Annotated in this window: 21 protein-coding genes; 7 read left to right on the forward strand and 14 right to left on the reverse strand. The window is 62.9% G+C overall.

Translation table 11 applies throughout. From position 1 onward, the window contains the following. Positions 1-9 precede the first annotated feature (9 nt). The 3 genes from DS839_RS03830 to DS839_RS03840 form a co-directional block, all read right to left on the reverse strand. The gene (locus tag DS839_RS03830) at positions 10-348 is read right to left on the reverse strand and encodes a cupredoxin domain-containing protein (RefSeq protein ID WP_119268959.1); all 339 of its coding nucleotides are present in this window, start codon (positions 346-348) and stop codon (positions 10-12) included. 57 nt (positions 349-405) lie between these two features. Further along, a complete protein-coding gene (locus DS839_RS03835; RefSeq protein ID WP_119268960.1) occupies positions 406-1071 on the reverse strand; it encodes a hypothetical protein in 666 nt (221 codons plus the stop codon). A 337-nt stretch (positions 1072-1408) separates the two neighbouring features. Further along, the gene (locus DS839_RS03840; protein WP_119268961.1) at positions 1409-2113 is read right to left on the reverse strand and encodes a hypothetical protein; all 705 of its coding nucleotides are present in this window, start codon (positions 2111-2113) and stop codon (positions 1409-1411) included. 119 nt (positions 2114-2232) lie between these two features. Here DS839_RS03840 and DS839_RS03845 point away from each other — a divergent pair, with 119 nt between their 5' ends. From DS839_RS03845 to DS839_RS03855, 3 genes are all read left to right on the forward strand, one after another. Continuing rightward, positions 2233-3045 carry an extensin-like domain-containing protein gene (locus tag DS839_RS03845; protein ID WP_162918287.1) on the forward strand — a complete coding sequence of 271 codons (813 nt, stop codon included), beginning with the start codon at positions 2233-2235 and terminating at the stop codon, positions 3043-3045. A gap of 34 nt (positions 3046-3079) precedes the next feature. Then, positions 3080-4075 carry a porphobilinogen synthase gene (hemB, locus tag DS839_RS03850; RefSeq protein ID WP_119268963.1) on the forward strand — a complete coding sequence of 332 codons (996 nt, stop codon included), beginning with the start codon at positions 3080-3082 and terminating at the stop codon, positions 4073-4075. Between the two features lie 247 nt (positions 4076-4322). Continuing rightward, a complete protein-coding gene (locus tag DS839_RS03855) occupies positions 4323-6062 on the forward strand; it encodes an adenylate/guanylate cyclase domain-containing protein (protein ID WP_119269377.1) in 1740 nt (579 codons plus the stop codon). Positions 6063-6069: 7 nt separating this feature from the next. On the opposite strand, the gene DS839_RS03860 is transcribed toward DS839_RS03855, so the two are convergent. Then, positions 6070-6816 (reverse strand): sulfite exporter TauE/SafE family protein, encoded by a 747-nt coding sequence (locus DS839_RS03860; RefSeq protein WP_119268964.1) that lies wholly within the window; start codon positions 6814-6816, stop codon positions 6070-6072. A 10-nt stretch (positions 6817-6826) separates the two neighbouring features. Next, the gene (locus tag DS839_RS03865) at positions 6827-7699 is read right to left on the reverse strand and encodes an NAD(P)-dependent oxidoreductase (RefSeq protein WP_119268965.1); all 873 of its coding nucleotides are present in this window, start codon (positions 7697-7699) and stop codon (positions 6827-6829) included. Positions 7700-7811: 112 nt separating this feature from the next. On the opposite strand from DS839_RS03865, the gene DS839_RS03870 reads away from it, so the two are divergent. The 4 genes from DS839_RS03870 to DS839_RS03885 all read left to right on the forward strand — a co-directional run bounded on the left by DS839_RS03870 (position 7812) and on the right by DS839_RS03885 (position 11646). Continuing rightward, positions 7812-9050 carry a threonine ammonia-lyase gene (locus DS839_RS03870; protein ID WP_119268966.1) on the forward strand — a complete coding sequence of 413 codons (1239 nt, stop codon included), beginning with the start codon at positions 7812-7814 and terminating at the stop codon, positions 9048-9050. A gap of 94 nt (positions 9051-9144) precedes the next feature. Next, positions 9145-9873 carry an arginyltransferase gene (locus DS839_RS03875; RefSeq protein WP_119268967.1) on the forward strand — a complete coding sequence of 243 codons (729 nt, stop codon included), beginning with the start codon at positions 9145-9147 and terminating at the stop codon, positions 9871-9873. Between the two features lie 88 nt (positions 9874-9961). Next, entirely contained in the window at positions 9962-10879 is a 918-nt protein-coding gene (locus tag DS839_RS03880; protein WP_119268968.1) for a DMT family transporter, read from the forward strand. Positions 10880-10950: 71 nt separating this feature from the next. Continuing rightward, positions 10951-11646 (forward strand): hypothetical protein, encoded by a 696-nt coding sequence (locus DS839_RS03885; protein ID WP_119268969.1) that lies wholly within the window; start codon positions 10951-10953, stop codon positions 11644-11646. A gap of 165 nt (positions 11647-11811) precedes the next feature. Here DS839_RS03885 and DS839_RS03890 read toward each other — a convergent pair whose 3' ends face one another. The 9 genes from DS839_RS03890 to nuoL form a co-directional block, all read right to left on the reverse strand. Next, positions 11812-12534: a hypothetical protein gene (locus DS839_RS03890; RefSeq protein WP_162918288.1), complete on the reverse strand. Its 723-nt coding sequence runs from the start codon at positions 12532-12534 to the stop codon at positions 11812-11814. A 298-nt stretch (positions 12535-12832) separates the two neighbouring features. Next, complete coding sequence (parC, locus tag DS839_RS03895; protein WP_119268971.1) at positions 12833-15091, reverse strand: DNA topoisomerase IV subunit A; 2259 nt, start codon at positions 15089-15091, stop codon at positions 12833-12835. 89 nt (positions 15092-15180) lie between these two features. Next, the gene (locus DS839_RS03900) at positions 15181-16191 is read right to left on the reverse strand and encodes a heparin lyase I family protein (RefSeq protein ID WP_162918289.1); all 1011 of its coding nucleotides are present in this window, start codon (positions 16189-16191) and stop codon (positions 15181-15183) included. Positions 16192-16300: 109 nt separating this feature from the next. Further along, complete coding sequence (locus DS839_RS03905) at positions 16301-16645, reverse strand: hypothetical protein (protein WP_119268973.1); 345 nt, start codon at positions 16643-16645, stop codon at positions 16301-16303. 37 nt (positions 16646-16682) lie between these two features. After that, positions 16683-18350 carry a ribonuclease J gene (locus DS839_RS03910; RefSeq protein WP_119268974.1) on the reverse strand — a complete coding sequence of 556 codons (1668 nt, stop codon included), beginning with the start codon at positions 18348-18350 and terminating at the stop codon, positions 16683-16685. Then, positions 18347-19084 carry a biotin--[acetyl-CoA-carboxylase] ligase gene (locus tag DS839_RS03915; protein ID WP_162918290.1) on the reverse strand — a complete coding sequence of 246 codons (738 nt, stop codon included), beginning with the start codon at positions 19082-19084 and terminating at the stop codon, positions 18347-18349. The genes DS839_RS03910 and DS839_RS03915 overlap by 4 nt, the downstream gene beginning before the upstream one ends. A 5-nt stretch (positions 19085-19089) precedes the next feature. Then, positions 19090-20523, reverse strand: coding sequence for an NADH-quinone oxidoreductase subunit NuoN (gene nuoN / locus DS839_RS03920; RefSeq protein ID WP_119269378.1), 1434 nt, complete (start codon positions 20521-20523; stop codon positions 19090-19092). A gap of 4 nt (positions 20524-20527) precedes the next feature. Continuing rightward, the gene (locus tag DS839_RS03925) at positions 20528-22039 is read right to left on the reverse strand and encodes an NADH-quinone oxidoreductase subunit M (RefSeq protein ID WP_119268976.1); all 1512 of its coding nucleotides are present in this window, start codon (positions 22037-22039) and stop codon (positions 20528-20530) included. Next, positions 22039-24078 carry an NADH-quinone oxidoreductase subunit L gene (gene nuoL, locus DS839_RS03930; protein WP_119268977.1) on the reverse strand — a complete coding sequence of 680 codons (2040 nt, stop codon included), beginning with the start codon at positions 24076-24078 and terminating at the stop codon, positions 22039-22041. The genes DS839_RS03925 and nuoL overlap by 1 nt, the downstream gene beginning before the upstream one ends. Between the last annotated feature and the right edge of the window lie 4 nt (positions 24079-24082).

Genomic DNA, 24082 nt, shown 5'->3' on the forward strand with positions numbered 1-24082 from the left:
TGTCCGTGATCAGGGAGCCACCTTCACCGTCGCCTGCATATTGGGATGGCGCTTGCAGAAATAGGTGAAGCTGCCGGCTTCGCCGAATGTGTGGCTGAAGCTGCCGCCTTGGGTGAAGAAGCCCGAATCAAAAGCGTTCGCCGGCTTACCGGGCTTGCCGGAGGTGACCGAATGCTCGATGGCATCGCCATTCATCCAGGTCACCGTGTCGCCCTTCTTCACATCGAGCTCCCTTGGCTTGTACTGGAAGAGCTTGATGTCGACGCTCGTCGTGCCCGCGGCAAAGACGGGCGCCAGCGTCAGACACGTCGCAGCAAGGAACGCTGCCAGAAAGATCCTGCTCGGCATCGTAGCGTCTCCGTAAAGCTGGAGCGGCGGTGGCCGCTCCAGCTGCTTTGTCGTTGCTCAGTTGGCCGCGAACTTGTCGGGGAATTGCGCGGCAATGGCATCGGCCAGCGGATCGCCGATCATCTGCATATGATGCGATGCCGTCCTGATCTTCTCGAAGGCCAGCTTGTAGTTGCGCTGCGCCTGCGCATCGATCACTTCCTTCAGGCTCACGATATGGCCCTTCACCAGATCGGCGACCGCATCCTTAGGCAGGGCCGGCGTCGCCGAGTTGAGGAACGCACCGAAGTCCTGAGTGTATTGCAGGAGATCCTGCACCGCCTTGTCCTGCTTCTTCTTCGAGCCGGTCGCCTTGGCGGTCGTATAATCGACGACGAAGCCGATATGCTTGCGCCACAGCGGCAGGAACGCATCGCCCGCATCCTTGCCATAGACCGATGCGATGGCGGCGGCGAGATCCTGCGAATTCTGGTCGAGCGCCCCGGCGGCGGATTCGAATTCGACCTTGCGGCCGCGCAAGGCGGCCTGGGTCGCGGCTGCGGCCAGCGTCACATGCTCGGCGAGAAGCCCGTTGAGCGCGACGCGCAGATCAATGGCGGCCTTGCCTTGCATTTCAGCGGCAATGGCGGAGGAAGCGCCGGTCACATCGCCGCCGGTTAGGCCGGTGACGGCGATGGCGGTTCCGAGCGCCAGGGCCGCAAGCGTTGATTTGAAAGTCTTCATGATCCTCTCCTGATCTCTCGATGATGTGTGGTTTCACCCCGCACATCGCCGATAACGGAGCGATCGCCGGCGCGGACGCTCAAATAACGTTCACAAATTTTTGCGGAAAGAGATCGCAACCTTAGTCGCGCTTGCGCCGTATCTATTCGGGTTAGCAGGTGGGCGCGGAGTTCGCCCCCTCAGACGAACCCCGCGCCATAGATCACGATCAGGTCAGATCGTTCCGATCTGACCTGATGAACGTGATAGAAATCTAGAGTGGGCGCGCGATCGGACGGAAAACCGGTTTCCACTTTTCCTGATCGCGCGCCTCCCCCCGCTCTCCCCTTGGAGCTTGTCAGTTCCCGGCCAGCCTTGTGTATTCGGACCGCACCAGACGGCGGCCTGCCGCATCGCAGCCGATATCGTCGGCCTGCGCCCGCGCGCGGCGCAATGCGCGCGCGACCGCCGGCCCGCCATAGGTGCCGAGTGCGGCTCTGTGCTCGCGGACGATGGCCGTCCAGAAAGTGCGAATGTCGCGGCGCGAAAGATATTCGCAGCGGCGCTCGACATAATAGGCAGAAGCCTGCCGGCCATAGGCGGCAAGGCTGTTGCGGCGTGTCGGCTCCTGCGCAACACGCCCCGCGCGGCGCGGTGAGGGATCGTCCACGGCCTCGGCCTCTTCCTCGGCCGGGCGCGGCTGCTTTGCCGACGCCATGGCCTGGCGGGCGGCGGTGAGCGTGGCGCCGATCTCATCTGTCGTCGCGGCCGAACATGATGCGGTGCCGCCCAGCGCCCTGCCGAGCGCGATGGTCGACTGGACCTCGGAGACCGAGTTGCGGCTCGCAGCAGCGATCTCGGCGCGCGCCAGATAGCCATTGAGCTCGTCCGCGTCAGCGGCCGGGAGAATCTTGCATTTGCCATTGGCGGCCCGGCTCTTGGCCAGGAGCCTGAGCGCATCCAGCTGGGTCATCACAGCCTCGGCCTGAGCCTCCGGCACGACGTCCGAGAGCGGCAGCGCCACCAGCGGCAAGGTGATGAGGAAGTGGGAGAACCGCAGCATTCCGTCCGATCTACGCCCTTGAAAAGGCCCTAATCCATTGCAACGGAGAGGTTAGAGGGCATCGGTTAATTCGATTCAAAAGCGAGGGGCAAGTTCCTCATTTGGTTAACGATTTGCATGTGCGGGACCGGAAGGCCCGGGCCCTTTTCCTGGCCCTGGCCGGGCTCGCTCTTGCGCTGACCCCGGCCCTTGCCACGGCACCCATCCCGCGTGCCAAGCCGCCTTTGCCGTCCGAAATATCCGCGAGCCCCGACCCTGCCCTTGTCCCCTTGCCGCGCGCCAAGCCCGACAAGCCCATCGTTTCCGCCGCCCCTCTCCGGGCCTGGCCCAAGGGCACCGGCGCCTGGCCCAGGGCCGACGTCCTCACCGCCCGGGCAGCCTGCGAGAGGATGCTCCAGGGGCTCGATATCATCTGGCGTCCGGACCAGCCGATCGGTGAGCCCGGCGGCTGCGGCACGCCCGCCCCCATCGCCATCGCGGAAGTGGCCCAGATCCGCATCGATCCGCCGGCGACGGTCGGTTGCGACTTCGCCAAGGCGCTCCATGGTTGGCTCTCGCAATCGGTGCAGCCGCTGGCGAAGAAGCAGGTGGGCGCCAACGTCATCGGCATCCGCAATGCCTCGTCCTATGCCTGCCGGCGGCGCAACAATGCATCGAGCGGCAAGCTCTCCGAGCATGCGAAGGCCAATGCCCTCGATATCGCCGCTTTCGATTTCAGCCGGAAGGCACAAATTACGGTCGCCGGCGGAACGGGCGGGCTCCTCCAGAAGATCGGGCTTTCGGGCAAGGGCAATTTCATGAAAGCGGTGCGCAAGAGCGCCTGCCAGTACTTCAATACCGTGCTGGGGCCGGGCGCCGACCGCCATCATGGCGATCATTTCCATGTCGACCTGATGAAGCTGCGCCCCGGCCGCTTCAAGATGTGCCGTTGAGACCGGGCGAAAACATCTCTATTTTCCTGCCGTCATGACCAATGCCCGTTTTCCCACCACCCGCATGCGGCGCAACCGGCGGACCCCCTGGTCGCGCCGGCTCGTCGCCGAGAACTCGCTCAGCTCTTCCGACTTCATCTGGCCGGTCTTCGTCGTCGAAGGCGCCAAGACCCGTGTGGCCGTCCCCTCGATGCCCAATGTCGAGCGGCTCTCGGTCGATCTCACCGTCAAGGCCGCAGAGGAAGCGGCCAAACTCGGCATTCCTGTCATCGCCCTCTTCCCCTATACCGATGCCGCGTTACGCAGCGAGAACGGCGATGAGGCGCTCAATCCGGACAATCTCGTTTGCAAGGCGGTGCGCACCATCAAGAAGAACGTGCCGGAGATCGGCATCCTGTGCGACGTGGCGCTCGATCCCTATACCAGCCATGGCCATGACGGGCTCCTGCGCGGCGGCGAGATCGTCAATGACGCGACCGTCGAGGTGCTGGTCAAGCAGGCGCTGGTCCAGGCCGAGGCGGGCTGCGATATCATAGCACCTTCCGACATGATGGACGGGCGCATCGCCGCCATCCGCCAGGGCCTTGACGCCAAGGCCTTCGGCGATGTGCAGATCATGGCCTATAGCGCCAAATACGCCTCCGGATTCTATGGACCCTTCCGCGACGCCGTCGGCTCGACGACAGCCCTCAAGGGCGACAAGCGCAGCTACCAGATGGACCCGGCCAATGGCGATGAGGCGCTGCGCGAAGCCGAGCTCGACATCGCCGAGGGCGCCGACATGATCATGGTCAAGCCCGGCATGCCCTATCTCGACATACTGACCCGCATCAAGCAGACCTTCCGTGTACCGACTTTCGCCTATCAGGTGTCGGGCGAATATGCGATGATCATGGCCGCCTGCCAGAATGGCTGGCTCGATCCCGACAAGGTCATCCTCGAAAGCCTGATGGCGTTCAAGCGGGCCGGCGCCGACGGCATCCTCACCTATTTCGCCATGGATGCGGCAAAGCGGCTGAAAGGCCGCTAGTGTGCTGAACGCGAGTTCCTGATACCTAGCCGCCGTTACCGACAGGAACTTCGCGTTCAAAAGCACACTAGACTCATTAAGTTTTCTCGTGTCCTTTCGAATCCGAAGTTCGCTCGGAAGGCGTTGCGGGACAATGCGAACTTCGGATTCGGGACACGAGCCCCTTTTCGCCGTTGTTGACCGCAATGGCGCGCGGGAGGATACTCGCGGGCATCCGCACGGGTGCCCGATGAAGCAGCAACCCGCCATCCAACGCCGTCTGATGGCGATCCTTGCCGCCGACATGGTCGGCTATAGCCGCCTTATGGAAATCGATGAAGCAGGCACGCTGGCGCGGCTCAAGACGCACCGGCTGGAACTCATAGATCCCGCGATCACCAAGACCCATGGCCGCATCGTCAAGACGACGGGAGACGGCATGCTGGTCGAATTTGCCTCTGCCACCGATGCGGTGGAATGCGCGGTCGAGGTCCAGCGCCGGATGGCGAGGCGCAATGCCGATGTGGAGGCGGCACGGCAGATCCGCTTCCGCATCGGGGTCAATCTCGGCGACATCATCGTCGAGGAGGACGATGTGCTGGGCGACGGCGTCAATATCGCCGCACGGCTGCAGACGCTGGCGGAGCCCGGCGGCATCGCGGTCAGCCAGGCGGTCAGGGACGAACTGGCTCACAAGCTCGATCTCAATTTCGAGGACCAGGGCGAGCAGCCGATGAAGAACATCTCGCGGCCACTCAGGGTCTTCCGCATCGCGCTCGACGAGACATTGGTGCCTTCCATGCCGCTCCCCGCTCCCTCCCCCGGCGACGGCGGCCATCTCTCGATCGCGGTCCTGCCTTTCGTCAATATGAGCGGCGATCCGGACCAGGAGTTTTTCGCCGACGGGCTGACCGAGGATATCATCACCGCCCTGTCACGCTTCCGCGACCTCCTCGTCATCTCGCGCAACTCGACCTTCGTCTACAAGGGCAAGGCGGTCAATGTGCAGGACGTCGCCAAAGCCTTCGGCGTGCACTATGTCGTCGAAGGCAGCGTGCGCAAGGTCGCCAACCGCGTGCGCATCACGGTGCAGCTCATCGATGCCCGGACCGACCGGCATGTCTGGGCCGAGCGCTACGACCGCGAGCTCGCCGACATCTTCGCCATGCAGGATGAAGTCACCGCCTCCATCGTCGCGACCGTGTCGGGCCGTGTCGAGGCGGCTGCGGTCGAGCGCGTACAGCGCAGCCCGACCACCAATATGCGCGCCTACGAATACCTGCTCGCCGCGAAGGTGCTGCACCACCGCTCGACCGCGGAAGACAATGCCGAGGCGCAGAAGATGGTCGACAAGGCGCTGGCGCTCGACCCCAACTATGCGCACGCGCATGCCTGGCGCGGCTGCATCGTCGGCCAGTCCTGGGTCTATAGCTGGTGCCCGGATCGTGACACGGCGTGGAACACCATCGTTGCGGAGCTGGGAACGGCGCTCAATCTCGACGACGATGACAGCGACGTCCACCGCATCCTGGCCGCGATCAATCTCAACCGCGGCGACCACGAGGCGGCGCAATATCACCAGGAGCGCGCGCTCTCTCTCAACCCCAATAACGATCTGATCGTCGTCCAGCATGGCGAATACATGACCTGGATCGGTCGCCCTGAGGAAGGCGTCGAATGGATCAGGAAGGCGATGCGGCTCAATCCGCACCATCCCGAGCGCTTCTGGAACCATCTCGGGCGCGCCTACTTCGTTGCCCGCAAATATCCGGAAGCCATCGAGGCGTTCCGCCACATCAGCAAGCCCGACGCGTTTCATCACGCCTTCCTCGCCGCGGCCGCGGCCATGGCCGGCGATCCGGCAACCGCCGAATTGCACCGCAAGCAGGTGCTCGCCGCCGATGCGAGCTTTACCGCCGAGAGCTATCTCGCTACGCTGCATTACAAGCGCCTGGAGGATACCGAGCATCACCGCGAAGCGCTGCTGCGGGCCGGCCTGCCACAGTGATGCACCGCTAGCCCAAGACCGCGTCGTAGATCAGCTTCAGCGAGACGAGAAACAAAGCCCCGATCACCAGGCGATAGAACAGATCTTGCGGGATGATGCGGGTGAGCCGGACGCCGGCGAAGGTCGCCATGACCGCAAAAGGGAAAAGTGCGGCGACGGTCTTGAGATTGACGAGCGAAAGCTGGCCGAGCGCCCAATAAGGCACGAGCTTCACCGCATTGACGACGGCGAAGAGGATCGTCGTCGTCCCGGCAAATATCATCTTGTCGAGCCGCTGCGGCACGACATACATCTGGTAAGGTGGTCCGCCCGCATGGCTCACGAAGCTGGTGAAGCCCGAGACCGTGCCCCAGAACAGCCCGCGCGGGACATCGGCCGAATGCGGTGTCGCGGCATGCCGGCCGCGCAGCCAGTAATGCAGGCTGAAGGTGAGGCCGATCAGGCCGACGATCAGCGTGACCAGGCTTTCCGGGACGATGGACGCCGTCGCCCAGCCGATGGCGATGCCGAGTGTCGTCGCCGGGATGAGAATCAGGAGGTTGCGGCGGGAGAATTCACGCCGATAGGCCAGGAGACCGAAGAAATCGGTGACCACGAAGATGGGCAGCAGCAGCCCCGCCGCATGGACGGGCGACGTCGCCAGCGCCAGCACTGGAACGCCGAGCATGCCGACGATCGGCAGGCCGCCCTTCGAGGCGCCGACCAGGACAGCGGCAATCAGCGCCACCGCATAGAAGAACGGGCCGCCATCCATGGCTCCGAGCCTAGCGCTGGAACCTCGCGATCAGGCTCGACGTGTCCCAGCGCCGCCCGCCCATTTTCTGCACCTCGGCATAGAACTGGTCGATGAGAGCGGTGACCGGCAGCACCGCGCCATTGTTCTTCGCCTCGGCGAGGCAGATGCCCAGATCCTTGCGCATCCAGTCGACCGCGAAGCCGAAATCGAACTTGCCGGCGATCATCGTCTTGTGGCGGTTCTCCATCTGCCAGGAGCCGGCGGCGCCCTTGGAAATCACCTCGACCACGGCGTCCATGTCGAGTCCGGCCTTCATGCCGAAATTGATCCCTTCCGCCAGGCCCTGGACGAGGCCTGCGATGCAGATCTGATTGACCATCTTGGCGAGCTGGCCTGAGCCTGGGCCGCCCAGGAGCCGGCACATGCGCGAATAATGCGCGATGAGCGGGCTTGCCTTGTCGAAATCGCCCGTCTCGCCGCCGCACATGACGGTGAGCACGCCATTCTCGGCTCCGGCCTGACCGCCCGAGACGGGCGCATCGATGAAGCCCACACCTTTCGCCGAGGCGGCGGCATGGAGCTCGCGCGCGACATCGGCCGAGGCCGTCGTGTGATCGACGAAGACGGCGCCCTTCTTCATCGCCTGGAAGGCGCCTTCGGGGCCGATCGTCACCTGGCGCAGGTCATCGTCATTGCCGACGCAGGCGAAGACGAAATCGACGTCCTTCGCCGCCTCGGCCGGCGTCGGGGCCGTCTTGTCCTTGAATTGCGCCGCCCATTTGGCGGCCTTGTCGGCGGTGCGGTTATAGACCGTCACCGGAATTTGGGCCTTGCTCTTGAGATGGCCGGCCATCGGATAGCCCATGACGCCGAGCCCGATCCAGGCTGCTCTTTGGCTCATTCTTCACTCCATGTCGCGGGTTGACGCCGGAACGGCGGATAGAGATGGTGGCAGGGTCGGATAAATATTAGAAAGTGGCGGCAAACACAAACGCTTATGGGAAAAACCCGCAATGGCGGTGACATTCAAGGACATCGAGAAAGCGCGCGCGACGCTCCACGGCAATGTGGTGCGCACACCCCTCCTCAGGGCGCCAAAGCTTTCGGACATCACCGGCGCCGACATCTATGTGAAGTTCGAGAACCTGCAGGTTACGAGCTCCTTCAAGGACCGCGGCGCCTATAACAAGATGTCGAGCCTGACGGCCGAAGAGAAGGCCCGGGGCGTCATTGCCATGTCGGCCGGAAACCACGCCCAGGCCGTTGCCTACCATGCCAAGCGGCTCCAAATCCCGGCCACCATCGTGATGCCGGAGACGACGCCCTCGACCAAGATCGAGCGCACCAGGGCGCACGGGGCGAATGTCATCCTGTCGGGGGAGACGCTGGCCGACAGCCAGATCACCGCCGAGGCGCTGGTTATGGAGAAGGGTTTTCTTCTCATCCATCCTTACGACGACGACAAGGTTATCGCCGGACAAGGCACGATCGGCATCGAGATGCTGGAGGATGCGCCCGACCTCGACTCGATCGTCGTGCCGATCGGCGGCGGCGGCGTCATCGGCGGCGTGGCCATCGCCGCCAAGCATCTGAGGCCCTCGATCGAAATCCTCGGCGTCGAAGTGAAGCTCTATCCCTCGATGTATCACGCCTTGCGCGGCCAGCCCGCCAGATGCGGCGGCTCGACGCTCGCCGAGGGCATTGCGGTGAAGAACGTGACCGAGCGCACCATCGCCATCGCCAAGCAATATGTCGATGACGTCCGGCTCGTCGGCGAGAGCGACATCGAGCGCGCCGTCATGGCCTATCTCAGCCATCAGAAGACGCTGGCCGAAGGTGCGGGGGCCGCCGGCCTTGCCGCCGTCCTCGCCGATCCCGCCCATTTTCGCGGCCGCAAGGTGGGTCTCGTCCTGTGCGGCGGCAATATCGATCCGCGCATCCTCGCTTCCGTCATCCTGCGCGAGCTCGAGCGCGAGCACCGAATCGTCAACCTGCGCATCCAGATCGACGACCGCCCGGGCGTGCTCGGCCGCATCGCCACGCTCCTGGGGCAGCTCGGCGCCAATATCCTGGAGGTCTCGCATCGGCGCATGTTCCTCGACGTGCCGGCCAAGGGCGCCGAGCTCGAGATCATGCTGGAGACCCGCGACGGACCGCATGCCGACGAGATCGTGGCCAGGATCGAGGCTGAAGGTTTTCCCACCCGGGTGCTCGATGCCCCGGGCGGCCGGGAGACCGGCCGGCGCTCCTGACGCAGGGCGCAAAGTTGTAACATGTCAAGCCTTGCATCTGGCAAAAGCCACGGCAAAATAGGCGTATTATGGTGACAGAAGCAGGACGGCCCAGGTGACGATCGAGCGGCGTAATTTTCCGCAGTTCTTCATTACGGCGCCGGCACCGTGCCCTTATTTGCCCGGCCGCATCGAGCGCAAGGTCTTCACCCATCTGATCGGAACCGATGCGCGGCAGCTCAACACGCAGCTGTCGCAGGCTGGTTTCCGCCGCAGCCAGAATATCGCCTATAGGCCCGCCTGCGACGGCTGCTCGGCCTGCGTGTCGGTGCGGGTCTGCGTCAAGGAATTCAAGCTGTCGCCGTCCTTCCGCAAGATCATCAAGGCCAATGACGATCTCACCGGCACGGTGAAGCCGGCCAAGGCGTCGAGCGAGCAATATTCCCTGTTCCGCGGCTATATCGACGAGCGTCACGCCGATGGCGGCATGGCCGACATGACGGCGCTCGATTTCGCGGCGATGGTCGATGACAGTTTCGTCGACACCCGTATCGTCGAATACCGGTCGTCCAACGATATCGGGGAAAATGCGCTGGTGGCCTGCGTCATCACCGATGTCCTGACCGACGGGCTTTCGATGATCTACAGCTTCTATGAGCCCTCTCTCGCCGACCGCAGCCTCGGAACCTATATGATCCTCGATCACATCGAGCGCGCCAGCAAGCTCGGCTTGCCCTATCTTTACCTCGGCTATTGGGTCCTGGGCTCGCGCAAGATGAGCTACAAGGCCCGCTTCATGCCGCAGGAGAGGCTGACGGCGGATGGGTGGGTCCGCCATCTTTGAACCGCCGGTACAATTTTACGAGTGCCTATCTCGTAACACCATTTTAACGTGTAGCATAGTAACGCTGACGCATTAGACCGGGACATTCATGCGACCGCCCCTGCCATCGGCCGGCGAAGGCCACCGCCGAGGACTTTTTCTGACTGCCATTGGCGCGGTCCTCTTCACCTTCGACGTGCCTCTGATCCGCCTCGCCGCGTCCGACAAATGGACATTGATGTTCGCCCGCGGCCTGCTTCTCTTCCTGGCCATGACCGTGCTGTGGATGATCTTCCAGCGCGGCTGGCGCGGCGGCGTGTCCTATATCAGCGGCCGCGCCGGCATCGTCGCGGCGATCTCGAGCACGCTCGCCAATCTCATGTTCCTGGCTGCCGTGACCGAAACCACCGCCGCCAATCTGGTGTTCATCATCGCGCTCAATCCGGTGATCTGCGCCGTGCTCGCCTGGTTCATATTGAAGGAGCGCATCTATTGGCAGACGGCGCTCGCCATCGTCCTGGCGCTCGTCGGTGTCGGCATCATCGTGTGGAACGGCCTTTCGGTGGGCACGACCACGGGCGACCTCCTCGCCTTCGGCGTCGCCACCTGCATGGCGGTCACCCTGACGGCGGCTCGCTGGAGCGGCAAGAACATCATGACCAGCCTTGCCGTCGGCGCCCTGGCCTCGGCCTGTATCGCCGCCTTCTGGGCCGAGCCCGCCACCCTGCCCGCAGTGAGCTGGGGATGGCTTGCCGTCAATGCCTTGCTCGTCGTCCCGGTTGCTATGGCGCTACTGGTCATAGGACCGCGCTACCTGCCGGCATCGGAAGTGGCGATGTTCTTCCTCCTCGAGCTCATCCTGACACCCTTGTGGATATGGCTGATCTTCGACGAGAAGCCGACGCCCCATGCTCTGCTGGGAGGTGCGATCATCTTCGTCACCCTGCTCGCGCACAGCCTGTGGCGACTCAATGGCGGACCTTCCGCTGCGGCACGTCCGCTTTCCCCGGCGGATCAATCGCTCTAGTTTTACCAAATATATAATCAATCGTTGAACGCCGCGCCGGTTAGGGTCGATATGCGCGTGGAGGAACTCGCATGCATTTGGGGCTTACCAACCCGCTCGGCACCGTACGGGTCATCACATCGCTCGTCGGCAAGGCAGAACAGCTCGGCCTCAAGGTGCGATATTCGACTGATTTCGACGAACTCGTCGAGCTCAGATTCAAGGTTCGCGGCGATCGCGTGTCGCCGATGTTCGATCCCGTCGCCTGTCAGCTCGATGAGGAACGGGCCTTCTGGCTGGGTGCCTTCGATGATGCCGGGAATCCCCATTCGCTCCAGGCCTTCAGGCTCGACCTCGTCCATCCCAATCTCGCCGAATGGGCGGTCGGTTGGATGACCGGCCTTTACGTCAAACGACATGAGCTGGTCATGCCGTCGGTGATCGAGCCGCCGCCCCATTCGCGATCCCGCACCTTGAAAGGCGCCCTCGTCTATCACGGCGAAATGTGGATCGACCGCACGGTGAAGAAGCGCGAATATTTCGACACGCTGCCCAAGATCGGCATGCTGCTCGCCCTCATCAAATGGCAGCCCGATGCCTTGTGGGCGCTGACCGGCAACATGTTCGCCACACATGGATTCGTCACACGTTCGGGCTACGCTTTGCAGGAGCACGGTTTCCTGCGCTGGCATCCCGACTGGAAGCCCGCCGGCGCCGATGAAAGCGAGTGGCTGATCATCGCCGAGCGCAGCCATCTCGAATATCTGGCGGCGATGGAAGGCGGCTGATCGCAGCATCGGCCCGAAAAGTTCATGGCCGCCCTTGAGGCGGCCATCCAGTCTTTAACTCGCGCGTGATCGGACGGAAAACCGGTATCCACTTTTCCTGATCACGCGCCGGCGCTTTTCGGATAAGCCGATGCGCCAAACTTCGATAAGCCGAAGATCAGCGTATTAGAGAATCTTGATATCCACCGGCGACTGCTTCGAAACGACGACAACGCCTTTCTTGTTGTCGGTGAAGCGGTGCGGCAGGATCACCCGCTGATAGGTGAACCAGATCACATTGGCGTCGCGCGCTTCCATGGCAGCGCAGACATGATCGTAATGCGGCTTGTTGGTCAAAACCACCTTGCGATAGGCGGCACTCACCACCTGATCATAGGAATGGCCGGTGAGGCAGGGGAAGGACACCGGATTGAGGCCCCACAACCTGGCGATTTCCGACTTCTGGCCGACGCGCTCGACATTGAACTTGCCCGAACTCTCGTCGAGCACGCAATCGACGCCAAAATTCGGGTTCACTTCACCATCGCTCAGGGCGCTCTTCAGCAGGTCCGGAATATTGGCGCGATAGGGATCGACCTCGGTCACGAAAGTGTGCCGCGTCAGATGAATGTCGCTCTTGCCGATGATGATATCGATGCGATTGCGGGCGGCGTTCACATCATTGTATTTCTCGTCGAACCAGCCGGAGAGGTAATAGCGCAGCGTATAGGGCCCGGGATAAGTGTGCAGCCACTCCATGGCGAAATAGAGCGAGGCCCAGTTGGGCGCGAAGACCGACCATTCGATCTGGGTGCCGCCGGAAGTGTTGGTGATCTTGACGAAGCCTTGGCGATCGAGGAGCTGGAAATCGGGCGTAGCGGCATGTGCAAGGGTCTCGTGAGGAGCCAAGGGCTGGCCCCTGTAGATCCAAGTGACTTCAGGCTCTGATGTTGCGCTCGTGCTGCGCATCAACCTTATTCTCCGACTCCCTGCCTAGCCTTCTCCGCGCCTTTTCCACTATCGCCTATGGCTGTAGTAAATACCTATGTTTTCCAGCAACGGATTGAATTTTCCATTAATGCCGACACGTTTAGGAAACGTTAACCGAACTTAGCGGCTCGGGATAGTGTCCGTCGTCCACTCATCTGCGCCATATACATCCAGTATGACTGTATCATTTCGGCCCCGCAGCTGAATGTGGTCCTAGTCACAGCCCCAGGTCTCTGCCGAACTTATTGACCCTGGGGAAGCCCTTCGGCGGCAGCCGTCCAGCTTGCGCCCGCTCGCCGATCCACTCCTTGAGGTCGTTCACGACAAAGGTCCGGCCGGAAGCATCGACCCATTTCAGCCCTTCCTTCAGGTTGAAACCCACGGCGTCGGACAGTCCACCATCTTTGTACTTCTGCAGCCGAACGCCCTTTCCTCTTGTCATTTCAGGTACTTCCGAGCGCTTGAAGATCAAGAGCTTGCGGTTCTCACCGATCGCCGCGATGTGATCGGCATCCTCGCCCAAGATGGCGCAGGCCTGCGCCTCGACCGGCAGCTTCACATTCAGCACCTGCTTGCCCTTGCGCGTATTGGCGAGGCACTCGTCCTCGGGAACGATGAAGCCCGAGCCGTCGGACGCCGCCACCAGGAGCTTCCGCCCTTCCCTATGCACGAACAGTGCCACGATCTGGTCCGTCGCCTCGAGATCGGCCATCAGCCTGACCGGCTCGCCATGGCCGCGTCCTCCGGGCAATTTTGCCGCGTCCAGGGTGAAGAACTTGCCGGACGAGGCGAAGAGCATGATGCTGTCGGTGGTCTCCGCCTTGACGATGAACTTGCCCTGATCGCCGTCCTTGTAGACGAGGCTTGATGTGTCATCGAGATGGCCCTTCATCGTCCGGATCCAGCCCTTCTCCGAGCACACGACGGTGACCGGCTCCTTCTCGATCATCGCCTGCTCGAGATCGAGGTCGATCTCGGGTGCGGCAGCGAAGTCGGTGCGGCGCTTGCCCAACTGCGTCTTCTTGCCGAACTTCTCCTTCGTCTCCTTGATCTCAGCAGCGATCTTCTCCCATTGCGCATCGTCCGACTTGACCAGCTTCTTGAGGCCCGACTGCTCCTTCTTGAGCGCGTCATGCTCGCGGCGGATCTCCATCTCCTCGAGCTTGCGCAGAGCGCGCAAGCGCATGTTGAGGATGGCCTCGGTCTGCGTGTCGGTGAGCTTGAAGCGCTGCATCAGAACCGGCTTCGGCTCATCCTCGTTGCGGATGATGCGGATCACCTCGTCGAGATTGAGATAGGCGATGAGATAGCCTTCGAGGATCTCGAGCCTGCGGGCGATCTCGGCCAGGCGGAAATTCGAGCGGCGGACCAGCACGACCTTGCGGTGATCGAGCCATTCGCGCAGGACGTCGCGCAGCGACATCACCTTGGGCACGCGGCCTTCCGACAGCACGTTCATGTTGAGCGGGATGCGCGCCTCGAGCTCGCTGTTGCGGAAAAGCTGCTCCATCAGGAGCTGCGGGTCGACGGTGCGGCTCTTCGGCTCGAAGACGATGCGGATGTCTTCCGCCGATTCATCCCTGAGATCGGCGAGCAGCGGAAGTTTCTTGGCCGCGATCAGCTCGGCGATGCGCTCGATCAGCCGGCCCTTCTGGACCTGGTACGGGATCTCGGTGACGACGATCTGCCAGGTGCCGCGGCCGAGATCCTCCTGGCTCCAGCGGGCGCGCACCCGGAACGAGCCGCGGCCGGTCTTGTAGGCCTCGAGGATCGTCGCGCGGTCATCGACGATGATGCCGCCGGTCGGGAAATCCGGACCGGGCATGAGCTGCACCAGCTTGTCGACCGTGGCATTGGGGAATTGGATGAGATGGAGGGCCGCCTCGCAGAGCTCGGCCGCATTGTGCGGCGGAATCGAGGTCGCCATGCCGACGGCGATGCCGGATGAGCCGTTGGCGAGCAGATTGGGGAAGGCGCCCGGCAACACCACGGGCTCGCGGTCCTCGCCATTATAGGTGTCGCGGAAATCGACCGTGTCCTCGTCGATGCCTTCGAGCAGCGCCATGGCGACGTCGGTAAGCCTCGCCTCGGTGTAGCGATAGGCGGCGGCATTGTCGCCGTCGATATTGCCGAAATTGCCCTGTCCCTCGATGAGTGGATAGCGCACGGCGAAATCCTGGGCCAAGCGCACCAGCGCGTCATAGACCGCCTGGTCGCCATGCGGATGATACTTGCCGATGACGTCGCCCACCACACGGGCGCATTTCTTGAAGCCGGAGGCCGGGTCGAGCTTCAAAAGCCGCATGGCATAGAGCAGCCGGCGGTGCACCGGCTTGAGGCCGTCGCGCACATCGGGCAGCGCCCGGTGCATGATGGTCGAGAGCGCGTAGGCCAGATAGCGCTCTTCCAGCGCATCGCGCAGATTGATGGATTCGATGTCTTTCGGCCCTTGCGGGGGTGTTACGTGCTTGCTCATGATTCGGTCAGTATAGCAGAGGCGAAAGGGCGGGAATTAGCCCGGATTCGGCCCCTTTTTTGAGGTTTTGCGCCGTTCGGAACGGCCTCTCATTCCCCTTCGGCCGGCCTGACCGACCTGTCGCACCTCTCCGCATTGGGACTGACGCAGACACGGGCCACGAGCATATCGGCAGCGGTCGTCGTCCTGTCGCGATAGTGGCCGAACTTGAACTTCACTTGATTGCCAGGCGGCACATCGGCCTGACGGGCATATTTGGCGCGCACGATGAAACGCCCATCGGCATAGATTTCATAGAGAGTGTCGTTTTCACCGCCGGCCTTGACACGATACGTCATCGTCACCCAGTCCTTTTTGGGATCAGGCAGTTGCTCGAGATCCCCTCGACTATAGGCATAGAGCTTCAGCCGGGGCGGCTTGCACTCCGTTGCCGGCTCGCCCTTTTTGTTCAGGCGGCATCGGAGCGGATCGACTTCACCGAGCGCCGATCCAGGCGCGTTCGCCATGTTCGGCAAGCTTCCGGCTTTCGCGATCATGCATCGGCAAAAGCCGTCCTCGACGGTCACATGAAGAATGCCGTCGTCGAACCTTTGCGCCAGGAGGGGGCTCTTATTGGGGCCCAGGTGCTTGTACTTCCATTGAGCTGTGATCCAGCGAATCGCGCCGGAACTGGGAATCTGATCGCCCTCGGCTCCTGTGACTTTGAAACGCAAGCTGTACCAATGCGTTTCCGCTGGTTTCTGCCAATCTGCCGTGTCGGCAAAGCGGAACTCGTTGCGCTGAAGCGGCGCGTTAGGCTCCGCTTCATCGCCCGCCGGCGCGACCAAGCTGGCCGAATAGCCGTCATCAAAGTCGGAGTCGGACTCCTTTTCGCACTTCTTGTCAGGTGTGCTTGCATCGATGCGGTTGCGCAAATAGGTCACGGGCTCGTGCTCACTCTTCTCGAACCAGAGCATATTCATCTCGGCCTCGCATAGATTCCACAACCGATACGAATAGTTCTGGTCTTTGAACGTATCATCCCTGTCTATCGCCCAGGCCCATGGCGCTATTGCAACAAACGAAAGCCCGGCAAGCAGGATCCGCCCTATCGTTTTCATCTGGAGCTCCCCAGGCCGGATGGCCTCTCCCACGTTAGCAGATCGGCGACCTCGCCCACAGGGGCGGCCAATGACCGGCTCCCTTGTCATTCGCCAACATAAACAGGCCCTAGAGAGCGATAGCGCTGGCGATCACCCCTGCCAGGGCAAGCAATATCCCCGACAGGAACCACTTGAGCGTCCGGCGATAGACAGGCTCATCATCGTCGGCCACCTGCAGCGACCGCCAGAGTGCGACAGCAAGGCACGCTATCGAAAGAATGGTCGGTACCGCCGCGCAGACGGACGCCCATGTCCAATCCCCCTCCGCTTCGAGCGACCAGAAGCGCAGGAAATACAGCGCGAAACCCAATATCACGGATATGGCCGTGACCACGCCCTGGCGATAGCCGGCCGGCAAGGGCTTGCCCGTGACCTGAGCTTCGGCTCTTGGTTCATCCTCGTTGCTCGCCATGTGACTCCTCCCCTTCGCCGCAATGGCGCAGATCGGCTCAGATCCTATGGACCAGCACCCGGCAGATTGGCTTCTTGCCCCATTCGGCATCGGCCGCCCGGCGGATGGCGGTGCGCAAGGTCTCGGTGACCACATCATCGGCTTGCCGGCGCGGCCGCGGCATGGATGAGAACGCTTCCTCGGCGGCCGCCCGGAGCTTGTCCTCGAGGCCCGCCGGCAGGCCGTCGGCGATGATGCCGATATCGGAGACGAGCGTGCCCTTGCGGTCGATCGCCAGGCTCGCCACCACGATGCCGACAAAGGAGAGCTTGCGGCGGAATTTCGCCGGCCCTTCGACCGCCGGCACGATGAGCTTGCCGTCGACATGGAGGCGGCCCGATGGCGCCTCATCGACGATCTGCGCCGGTCCCGGGCAGAGGCGGATCAGATCGCCATTCTCCGCCATCAGCGTCTCTTCGATGCCCGCCTCCTCGGCGAGCTCGACATGGCGCAAGAGATGGCGCGGCTCGCCATGCATGGGAATGAGCGCCCGGGGCTTCAGCCAGTCATAGAGAAGCTTGAGCTCGTCCTGGCGCGGATGGCCCGAAGTATGGACCAGCGCCTCGTCCGAGGTCATCACGTCGACACCGAGCCGGGCCAGATCGTTCTGGACGGCGCTCACCGCCTTCTCATTGCCGGGAATGGTTTTCGACGAAAAGACGACAAGATCGCCGTCATCGAGGGCGATGGTCGGGTGATTGTCCTCGGCGATGCGGGCGATGGCGGCGCGGGGCTCGCCCTGGCTGCCGGTGCACAGCAGCATGACCTTGTCGGGCGGCAGATAGCCAAAGGCCTCCTCGTCAAGGAAGGCGCCGGCATCGCGCAGATAGCCCGTCGCTTGCGCCGCCTCGATCGTCTGGCGCATGGCGCGCCCGGCCAGGACCACCTCGCGGCCGGCCTTGCGCGCCGCCGCCACGGCGGACGAGATCCGCTCCACATGCGAAGCGAAAGTGGTGATGGCGACGCGGTTCTTCGCCTCGGCGACGATGCGCCAGAGAGTGGCCGCAACTTCCGCTTCCGACACCGAAAAACCTTGGCGCAGCACATTGGTCGAATCGCAGACCAGCGCGTCGACGCCTTCTTCGCCGATGGCGCGCAAGCGCTGCTCGTCGAAACGGTCGCCCATCACCGGCGTGCGGTCGATCTTCCAGTCGCCGGAATGAACCACCCTTCCCTGCTTCGTTTCGATGAGCAAGGCCGTGGGCTCCGGGATCGAGTGGGTGACGCTCACATATTCGAGGTTGAAGGGACCGGCGGAAAAGCGCGTGCCGACCGGCTTGATGCGGACCGGCACGTCATTCTCGAGGCCCGCCTCCTTGAGCTTGTTGGCAAGGATCGCCGCGGCGAAGGGGGTGCAATAGACCGGACAGCGAAGCTGCGGCCACAGCCAGGCCACGGCACCCAGATGGTCCTCATGCGCGTGGGTCAAGACCAGCCCCGCGAGCCGCTTGCGCTCGCCAATGACATAGCCGAGCTCGGGCAGCACGATATCGATGCCGGGCTCGCTCTCCTCGCCGAACTTGACGCCGAGATCGACCATCAGCCAGTCACGGGTCTCGGCGGGGCCGATGCCATAGCAATAGCAGTTCATGCCGATCTCGCCGACGCCGCCCAAGGGCAACAGGACGAGGTCGTTGCTGTGATCGAACTTCTTCTTCGCGTTCATCGCCTGGCCTGCACCTCGCCGGAATGAATGGGCCTCAGGCTGCCATCGGCGAGAACGAGGATCATGGCGCCGTCATCGCCGAGATCGGTGAACCTGCCCTTGATTTCCTTTTGGTTCACCACGCCGACGAAATCTTGGCCGAGACCCGCAGCATGCGCCAGCCAGTTTTGCCTGATCTCGGCAAAGCCCTGGCCCTCGCGCCATTGGGCGAGCCAATGCGCCAGTGAACGGTCGAGCACATCGAGGCACGCCCTGGGCGTGATGCTGGCGCCATGGCGGGCCAAGGCGGTCACCGGGTAAGGCGTTCCCTCCGGCGCATGAGCGATATTGAGCCCCATGCCGAGCGCCACCGTGATCCGCCCTTCCGCTGCTTGCGCGACCGTCTCGGGCAGGATGCCGGCGAATTTGGCGCCGGCGAGCTGCACGTCATTCGGCCATTTGATCTTGATCGGACCCGTGCCCCTGGGCAGCAAGCCTAGCGCCGTATCGCGAATGGCAAGGGCCGCGACGAAGCCGATCTGGCTGGCGATCAGCGCCGAGCCCTGCAGCGTGAAGACGAAGGTCGCATAGAGATTGCCGGGCTCCGACACCCAATGGCGGCCGAGCCGGCCGCGGCCTTGCGACTGGAGGTCGGCTGCGATCCACAAGGGACCGCGCTCGCCCTCCTTGGCGAGGCGGTGCGCTTCCGCATTGGTCGAGTCGATGGCCTCGAAGTGAAGGAGTCTGCCCAGCAATCCCATCAGAACAGAGATGCCGCGGCCGCCTGTGCGAGGCTGCTCAAGGGCTGCGGGAAGAGCGCGAACAGCAGCACGAAGAGGCCCGCCAGCACGATCACCGCCTTGACCTCGGTCACCATCGGCTCGAACGCTTGTGCCGGCTCGTCGAAATACATGAGCTTGACGATGCGGATGTAGTAGACCGCGCCGACGACGCTGGCGAGGACGCCGATGATGGCGAGCGTCACCAGGTTCGCCTTGATGGCCGCCATGAAGATGAAATATTTCGCGAAGAAGCCCGCCAGCGGCGGGATGCCGGCCAGCGAGAACATGAACACGGCGAGGAAGAAGGCATGGAGCCCGTTGGTGCGGGCAAGGCCTGCGAGATCGCCGATCGTCTCGATCTGACCGTCCTTGCGGCGCATGGCGAGCACGCAGGCGAAGGAGCCCAGCGTCATGATCAGGTAGATCGCCATATAGATGATGACGCTCTGCACGCCCTCGGGGCTGCCGGCGGCGAGGCCGATCAGCGCATAGCCCATATGGCCGATCGATGAATAGGCGAGCAGCCGCTTGATGTTGGTCTGGCCGATGGCGGCGAAGGCGCCGAGCACCATGGAGGCGATCGAGATGAAAACCAGGATCTGCTGCCAGTCGGGCAGGATCGCGGGGAACGGCGCCAGCATGGCGCGGATGAAGAGCGCCATGGCGGCGATCTTGGGGGCTGCGGCGAAGAAGGCGGCGACCGGCGTAGGCGCCCCCTCATAGACATCGGGCGTCCACATATGAAAGGGCACGGCCGAGACCTTGAAGGCAAGGCCGGCAATGAGGAAGACGAGGCCGAAAATGAGACCGAGGCCGGGCTCGCCCGTCACCGCGGCGGCGATGCCCGGGAAGCTGACGCTGCCGGTAAAGCCATAGATGAGAGACGCGCCATAGAGCAGCATGCCGGAGGAGAGAGCGCCAAGGACGAAATATTTGAGACCGGCCTCCGACGACTTGGCCCGGTCGCGGTCGATGGCGGCGACGACATAGAGCGCGAGCGACTGTAATTCGAGGCCCATATAGAGAGCCACCAGGTCGTTGGCCGAGATCATGATCATCATGCCGGCGGTGGCGAGCAGCACGAGTATGGGATATTCGAAGCGCTCGATCTTCTCGGTCTTCATGAAATTGACCGAGAGCACGATGGCGACCGCCGAGCCGAAGAGGGTCAGAACCTTCATCAGCCGGGCGAAAGTGTCGATGACGAGCGAGCCGCCGAAGGCTTCCTGCCGCGCCCCTCCGCCCGTGATCACCATCACCACGGCGAGGCCAAGCACGACGATCGCCGCGATATTGATGATGTCGGCCGATTTCTCGCGGAACACGCCGAACATGAGCAGCGCCATGGCGGCGACGACCAGGAAGATTTCCGGCGCTGCGGCGGTAGCCTGGACCTGGTCGAGAAGTGACATCATCTTAGAGCCCCGCCGCCTGGATTGCGCCCGCCGCGGCAAGCGATTTCTGAACCCCCGCCATCAGGCCTTCGACCGATGCCCCGAAGACGTCGAGAATGGGCGACGGGAAGACGCCGAAGAGGATGGTGAGGATGATCAAGGGTATGAGAGCCGCCGCCTCGCGCGGCGTCATGTCGGTGATATGCGCAAGGCTCGGCTTCTCGAGATTGCCGAAGATCACGCGGCGATAGAGCCACAGCGCGTAAGCCGCCGACAGGATGACGCCGGTCGCGGCAAGGAAGGCGACCCACGTGTTGTTCTGGAAGGCGCCGAAGATGGTGAGGAACTCGCCGATGAAGCCCGAGGTGCCCGGCAGGCCGACATTGGCCAGGGTGAAGACCATGAAGGTCAGAGCGTAGAGCGGCATGCGGTTGACGAGCCCGCCATAGGCCGAGATCTCGCGCGTATGCATGCGGTCATAGACGACGCCGACGCACAGGAACAAGGCGCCGGAGACGAGGCCGTGCGAGATCATCTGGAACAAAGCGCCATCGATGCCCTGGCGCGTCATGGTGAAGATGCCCATGGTGACGAAGCCCATATGCGCCACCGACGAATAGGCGATGAGCTTCTTCATGTCGTCCTGCATCATCGCAACCAGCGAGGTGTAGACGATGGCGACGATGGAGAGCGCGAAGACGAGCGGCGCAAACTGGTCGGAGGCCAGGGGGAACATCGGCAGCGAGAAGCGCAGGAAGCCATAGCCGCCCATCTTCAGGAGGATGGCCGCCAGGATCACCGAGCCCGCCGTCGGCGCCTCGACATGGGCGTCGGGAAGCCAGGTATGGACCGGCCACATCGGCATCTTCACCGCAAAGGAGGCGAAGAAGGCGAGCCACAGCCAGGTCTGCATCTCGGCCGGGAAGTTCGCCGTCTTGTAGAGCACCGCGATGTCGGTGGTTCCGGAATACCAGTACATGGCGATGATGGCGAGCAGCATCAGCACCGAGCCCAAGAGCGTGTAGAGGAAGAACTTGAAGCTCGCATAGACGCGGCGCGGCCCACCCCACACGCCGATGATGAGGAACATCGGGATGAGGCCGCCTTCGAAGAAGAGATAGAAGAGCACCAGGTCGAGGGCGCAGAACACGCCGATCATCAAGGTCTCGAGCACCAGGAAGGCGATCAGATATTCGCGCAGGCGCGTCTTCACCTGCCAGCTCGCCAGGATGCAGATCGGCATCAGGAAGGTGGTGAGGATGACGAACAGCATCGATATGCCGTCGACGCCCATGTGATAGGAGGCGGTATTGCCGAGCCAGGCGAGCTTCTCGACGAACTGGAAGTCGGGATTGCGCAGATCGAAATAATACCAGATCAGGAGCGACAGGACGAAAGTGACGATCGTCGTCCATAAGGCGGCCCAGCGCATGTTGCGCAAGGCGACCTCGTCATTGCCGCGGATCGCCAGCACGAAGGCCGCACCCACCAAGGGCAGGAAGGTGACGACGGAGAGGATCGGCCAGCCGGACATCAATGCGCGCTCCCAAACATGAACCATGTCACGAGGGCGGCGACACCAATCAGCATGGCGAAGGCATAATGGAAAAGATAGCCGGTCTGCAGCCGGATCACCCTCTGGGTGACATCGACGACCCAGGCCGAGACGCCGTCGGGCCCGAAGCCGTCGATCAGCCAGCCGTCGCCCTTCTTCCACAGGAAGCGGCCGAGCCACTTGGCCGGATTGACGAAGATGAAGTCGTAGAGCTCGTCGAAATACCACTTGTTGAGGAGGAACTGGTAGAGCGGCCAGTTCTGCTCGGCGAGCTTGCGCGGCAGATCGGTGCGGCGGATGTAGAAGAGATAGGCGAGCGCGAAGCCCAGCACCATCGCCACGAAGGGCGACCATTTCACCCATGAGGGCACGTGGTGCATCTCCTCGATGATCTTGTTCCCGGGTGCCCGGAAGATCCCCTGCGCCCAGAAATGCGCCTCGTCATGGCCGATGAAATAGGGCGCGAAGAGAAGGCCGGCAAAGAGCGCCCCCGCCGCCAGGACATAGAGCGGCACCAGCATGACCTGGGGCGATTCATGCACGTGGCTCATGACTTCGGCCGAAGCGCGCGGCTTGCCATGGAAGGTCATGAAAACCAGGCGCCAGGAATAGAAGGCGGTGAAAAAGGCGGCGATCACCAGGAGCGCGAAAGCGAAGCTTGCGGCGGCGGCATGCGAGACGAAGGCCGATTCGATGATCGCGTCCTTGGAGAAATAGCCGGCGGTGTAGGGAAAGCCGGTGAGCGCCAGGGTGCCGATCAGCATCATCACCCAGGTGATGCGGATATGGGGTGCCAGGCCGCCCATCCTGCGCATGTCCTGCTCGTCCGACATCGCATGGATGACGGAGCCTGAGCCCAAGAACAGCAGCGCCTTGAAGAAGGCATGGGTGAAGAGATGGAACATGCCCACCCCATAGGCGCCGACGCCCATGGCGACGAACATGTAGCCGAGCTGCGAGCAGGTCGAATAGGCGATGACGCGCTTGATGTCGTTCTGGACGAGGCCGACGGTCGCGGCGAAGAAGGCGGTGATGGCGCCGATGACGATCACCACTTCCTGCGCGGTGGGAGCGAGCTCATAGAGCGGCGACATGCGCGCCACCAGGAACACGCCCGCCGTCACCATGGTCGCGGCATGGATCAAGGCCGAGACCGGGGTCGGGCCTTCCATGGCGTCGGGCAGCCAGGTGTGCAGGATGAACTGCGCCGACTTGCCCATGGCGCCCATGAACAGCAGGAGGCAGATCAGGGTCAGCACGTCGACCTGCCAGTTGAGGAACTGCATGGTCTTGCCGACCTGGCCGGAAGCGGCGCCGAAGATCGTGTCGAGCTCGATCGAGCCGAAGATCAGGAAGGTCGCGGCGATGCCGAGGATGAAGCCGAAATCGCCGACGCGGTTGACGATGAAGGCCTTGATCGCCGCCGCATTGGCGGAAGGCTTCTGGTACCAGAAGCCGATCAGGAGATAGGAGGCAAGACCCACCCCTTCCCAGCCGAAGAACATCTGCAGGAGGTTGTCGGCGGTCACCAGCATCAGCATGGCGAAGGTGAAGAGCGACAGATAGGCGAAGAAGCGCGGCTGATACGGATCGTGGCTCATATAGCCGATCGAATAGATATGGACGAGCGAGGAGACGGTGTTGACCACCACCAGCATCACCGCCGTCAGCGTATCGACCCGGAAGGCCCAGTCGGCGCTGAGCGCGCCAGAATTCACCCAGCGCAGCACCTCGACCTTGAAGGGTGCCGCCTCATGCATGTACTGCCACAGCGCCACCCAGGAGAGGATCGCCGAGACCACCAGGAAGCCGCAGGTCAGATAGGCGGCCCAGGGTGTCGGATAGACGTGATGGGCGTGATCGTCATGGCCGTGGCCGTGATCGCCATGGACCGCATGCCCGTCGCCATGGGGAGGATGCGAGTCGATCGTCGTGCCCATCATGCGGAACGCCTTGGTTCCGATGAGGCCCGCCAGTATGGCGCCGATGAGGGGAAGGAATACGATGAGCTGATACATGGTG

The sequence above is a fragment of the Taklimakanibacter deserti genome (genome assembly GCA_003574785.1).

Coding starts and splice junctions, on each gene's coding strand:
- DS839_RS03870 (WP_119268966.1), top strand. CDS start 7,812: ATGGCGGTGACATTCAAGGACATCGAGAAAGCGCGCGCGACGCTCCAC.
- DS839_RS03880 (WP_119268968.1), top strand. CDS start 9,962: ATGCGACCGCCCCTGCCATCGGCCGGCGAAGGCCACCGCCGAGGACTT.
- DS839_RS03860 (WP_119268964.1), bottom strand. CDS start 6,816: ATGGATGGCGGCCCGTTCTTCTATGCGGTGGCGCTGATTGCCGCTGTC.
- DS839_RS03910 (WP_119268974.1), bottom strand. CDS start 18,350: ATGAACGCGAAGAAGAAGTTCGATCACAGCAACGACCTCGTCCTGTTG.
- DS839_RS03905 (WP_119268973.1), bottom strand. CDS start 16,645: ATGGCGAGCAACGAGGATGAACCAAGAGCCGAAGCTCAGGTCACGGGC.
- DS839_RS03865 (WP_119268965.1), bottom strand. CDS start 7,699: ATGAGCCAAAGAGCAGCCTGGATCGGGCTCGGCGTCATGGGCTATCCG.
- parC (WP_119268971.1), bottom strand. CDS start 15,091: ATGAGCAAGCACGTAACACCCCCGCAAGGGCCGAAAGACATCGAATCC.
- DS839_RS03900 (WP_162918289.1), bottom strand. CDS start 16,191: ATGAAAACGATAGGGCGGATCCTGCTTGCCGGGCTTTCGTTTGTTGCA.
- DS839_RS03885 (WP_119268969.1), top strand. CDS start 10,951: ATGCATTTGGGGCTTACCAACCCGCTCGGCACCGTACGGGTCATCACA.
- DS839_RS03925 (WP_119268976.1), bottom strand. CDS start 22,039: ATGTCCGGCTGGCCGATCCTCTCCGTCGTCACCTTCCTGCCCTTGGTG.
- DS839_RS03840 (WP_119268961.1), bottom strand. CDS start 2,113: ATGCTGCGGTTCTCCCACTTCCTCATCACCTTGCCGCTGGTGGCGCTG.
- nuoN (WP_119269378.1), bottom strand. CDS start 20,523: ATGTCACTTCTCGACCAGGTCCAGGCTACCGCCGCAGCGCCGGAAATC.
- DS839_RS03835 (WP_119268960.1), bottom strand. CDS start 1,071: ATGAAGACTTTCAAATCAACGCTTGCGGCCCTGGCGCTCGGAACCGCC.
- hemB (WP_119268963.1), top strand. CDS start 3,080: ATGACCAATGCCCGTTTTCCCACCACCCGCATGCGGCGCAACCGGCGG.
- nuoL (WP_119268977.1), bottom strand. CDS start 24,078: ATGTATCAGCTCATCGTATTCCTTCCCCTCATCGGCGCCATACTGGCG.
- DS839_RS03830 (WP_119268959.1), bottom strand. CDS start 348: ATGCCGAGCAGGATCTTTCTGGCAGCGTTCCTTGCTGCGACGTGTCTG.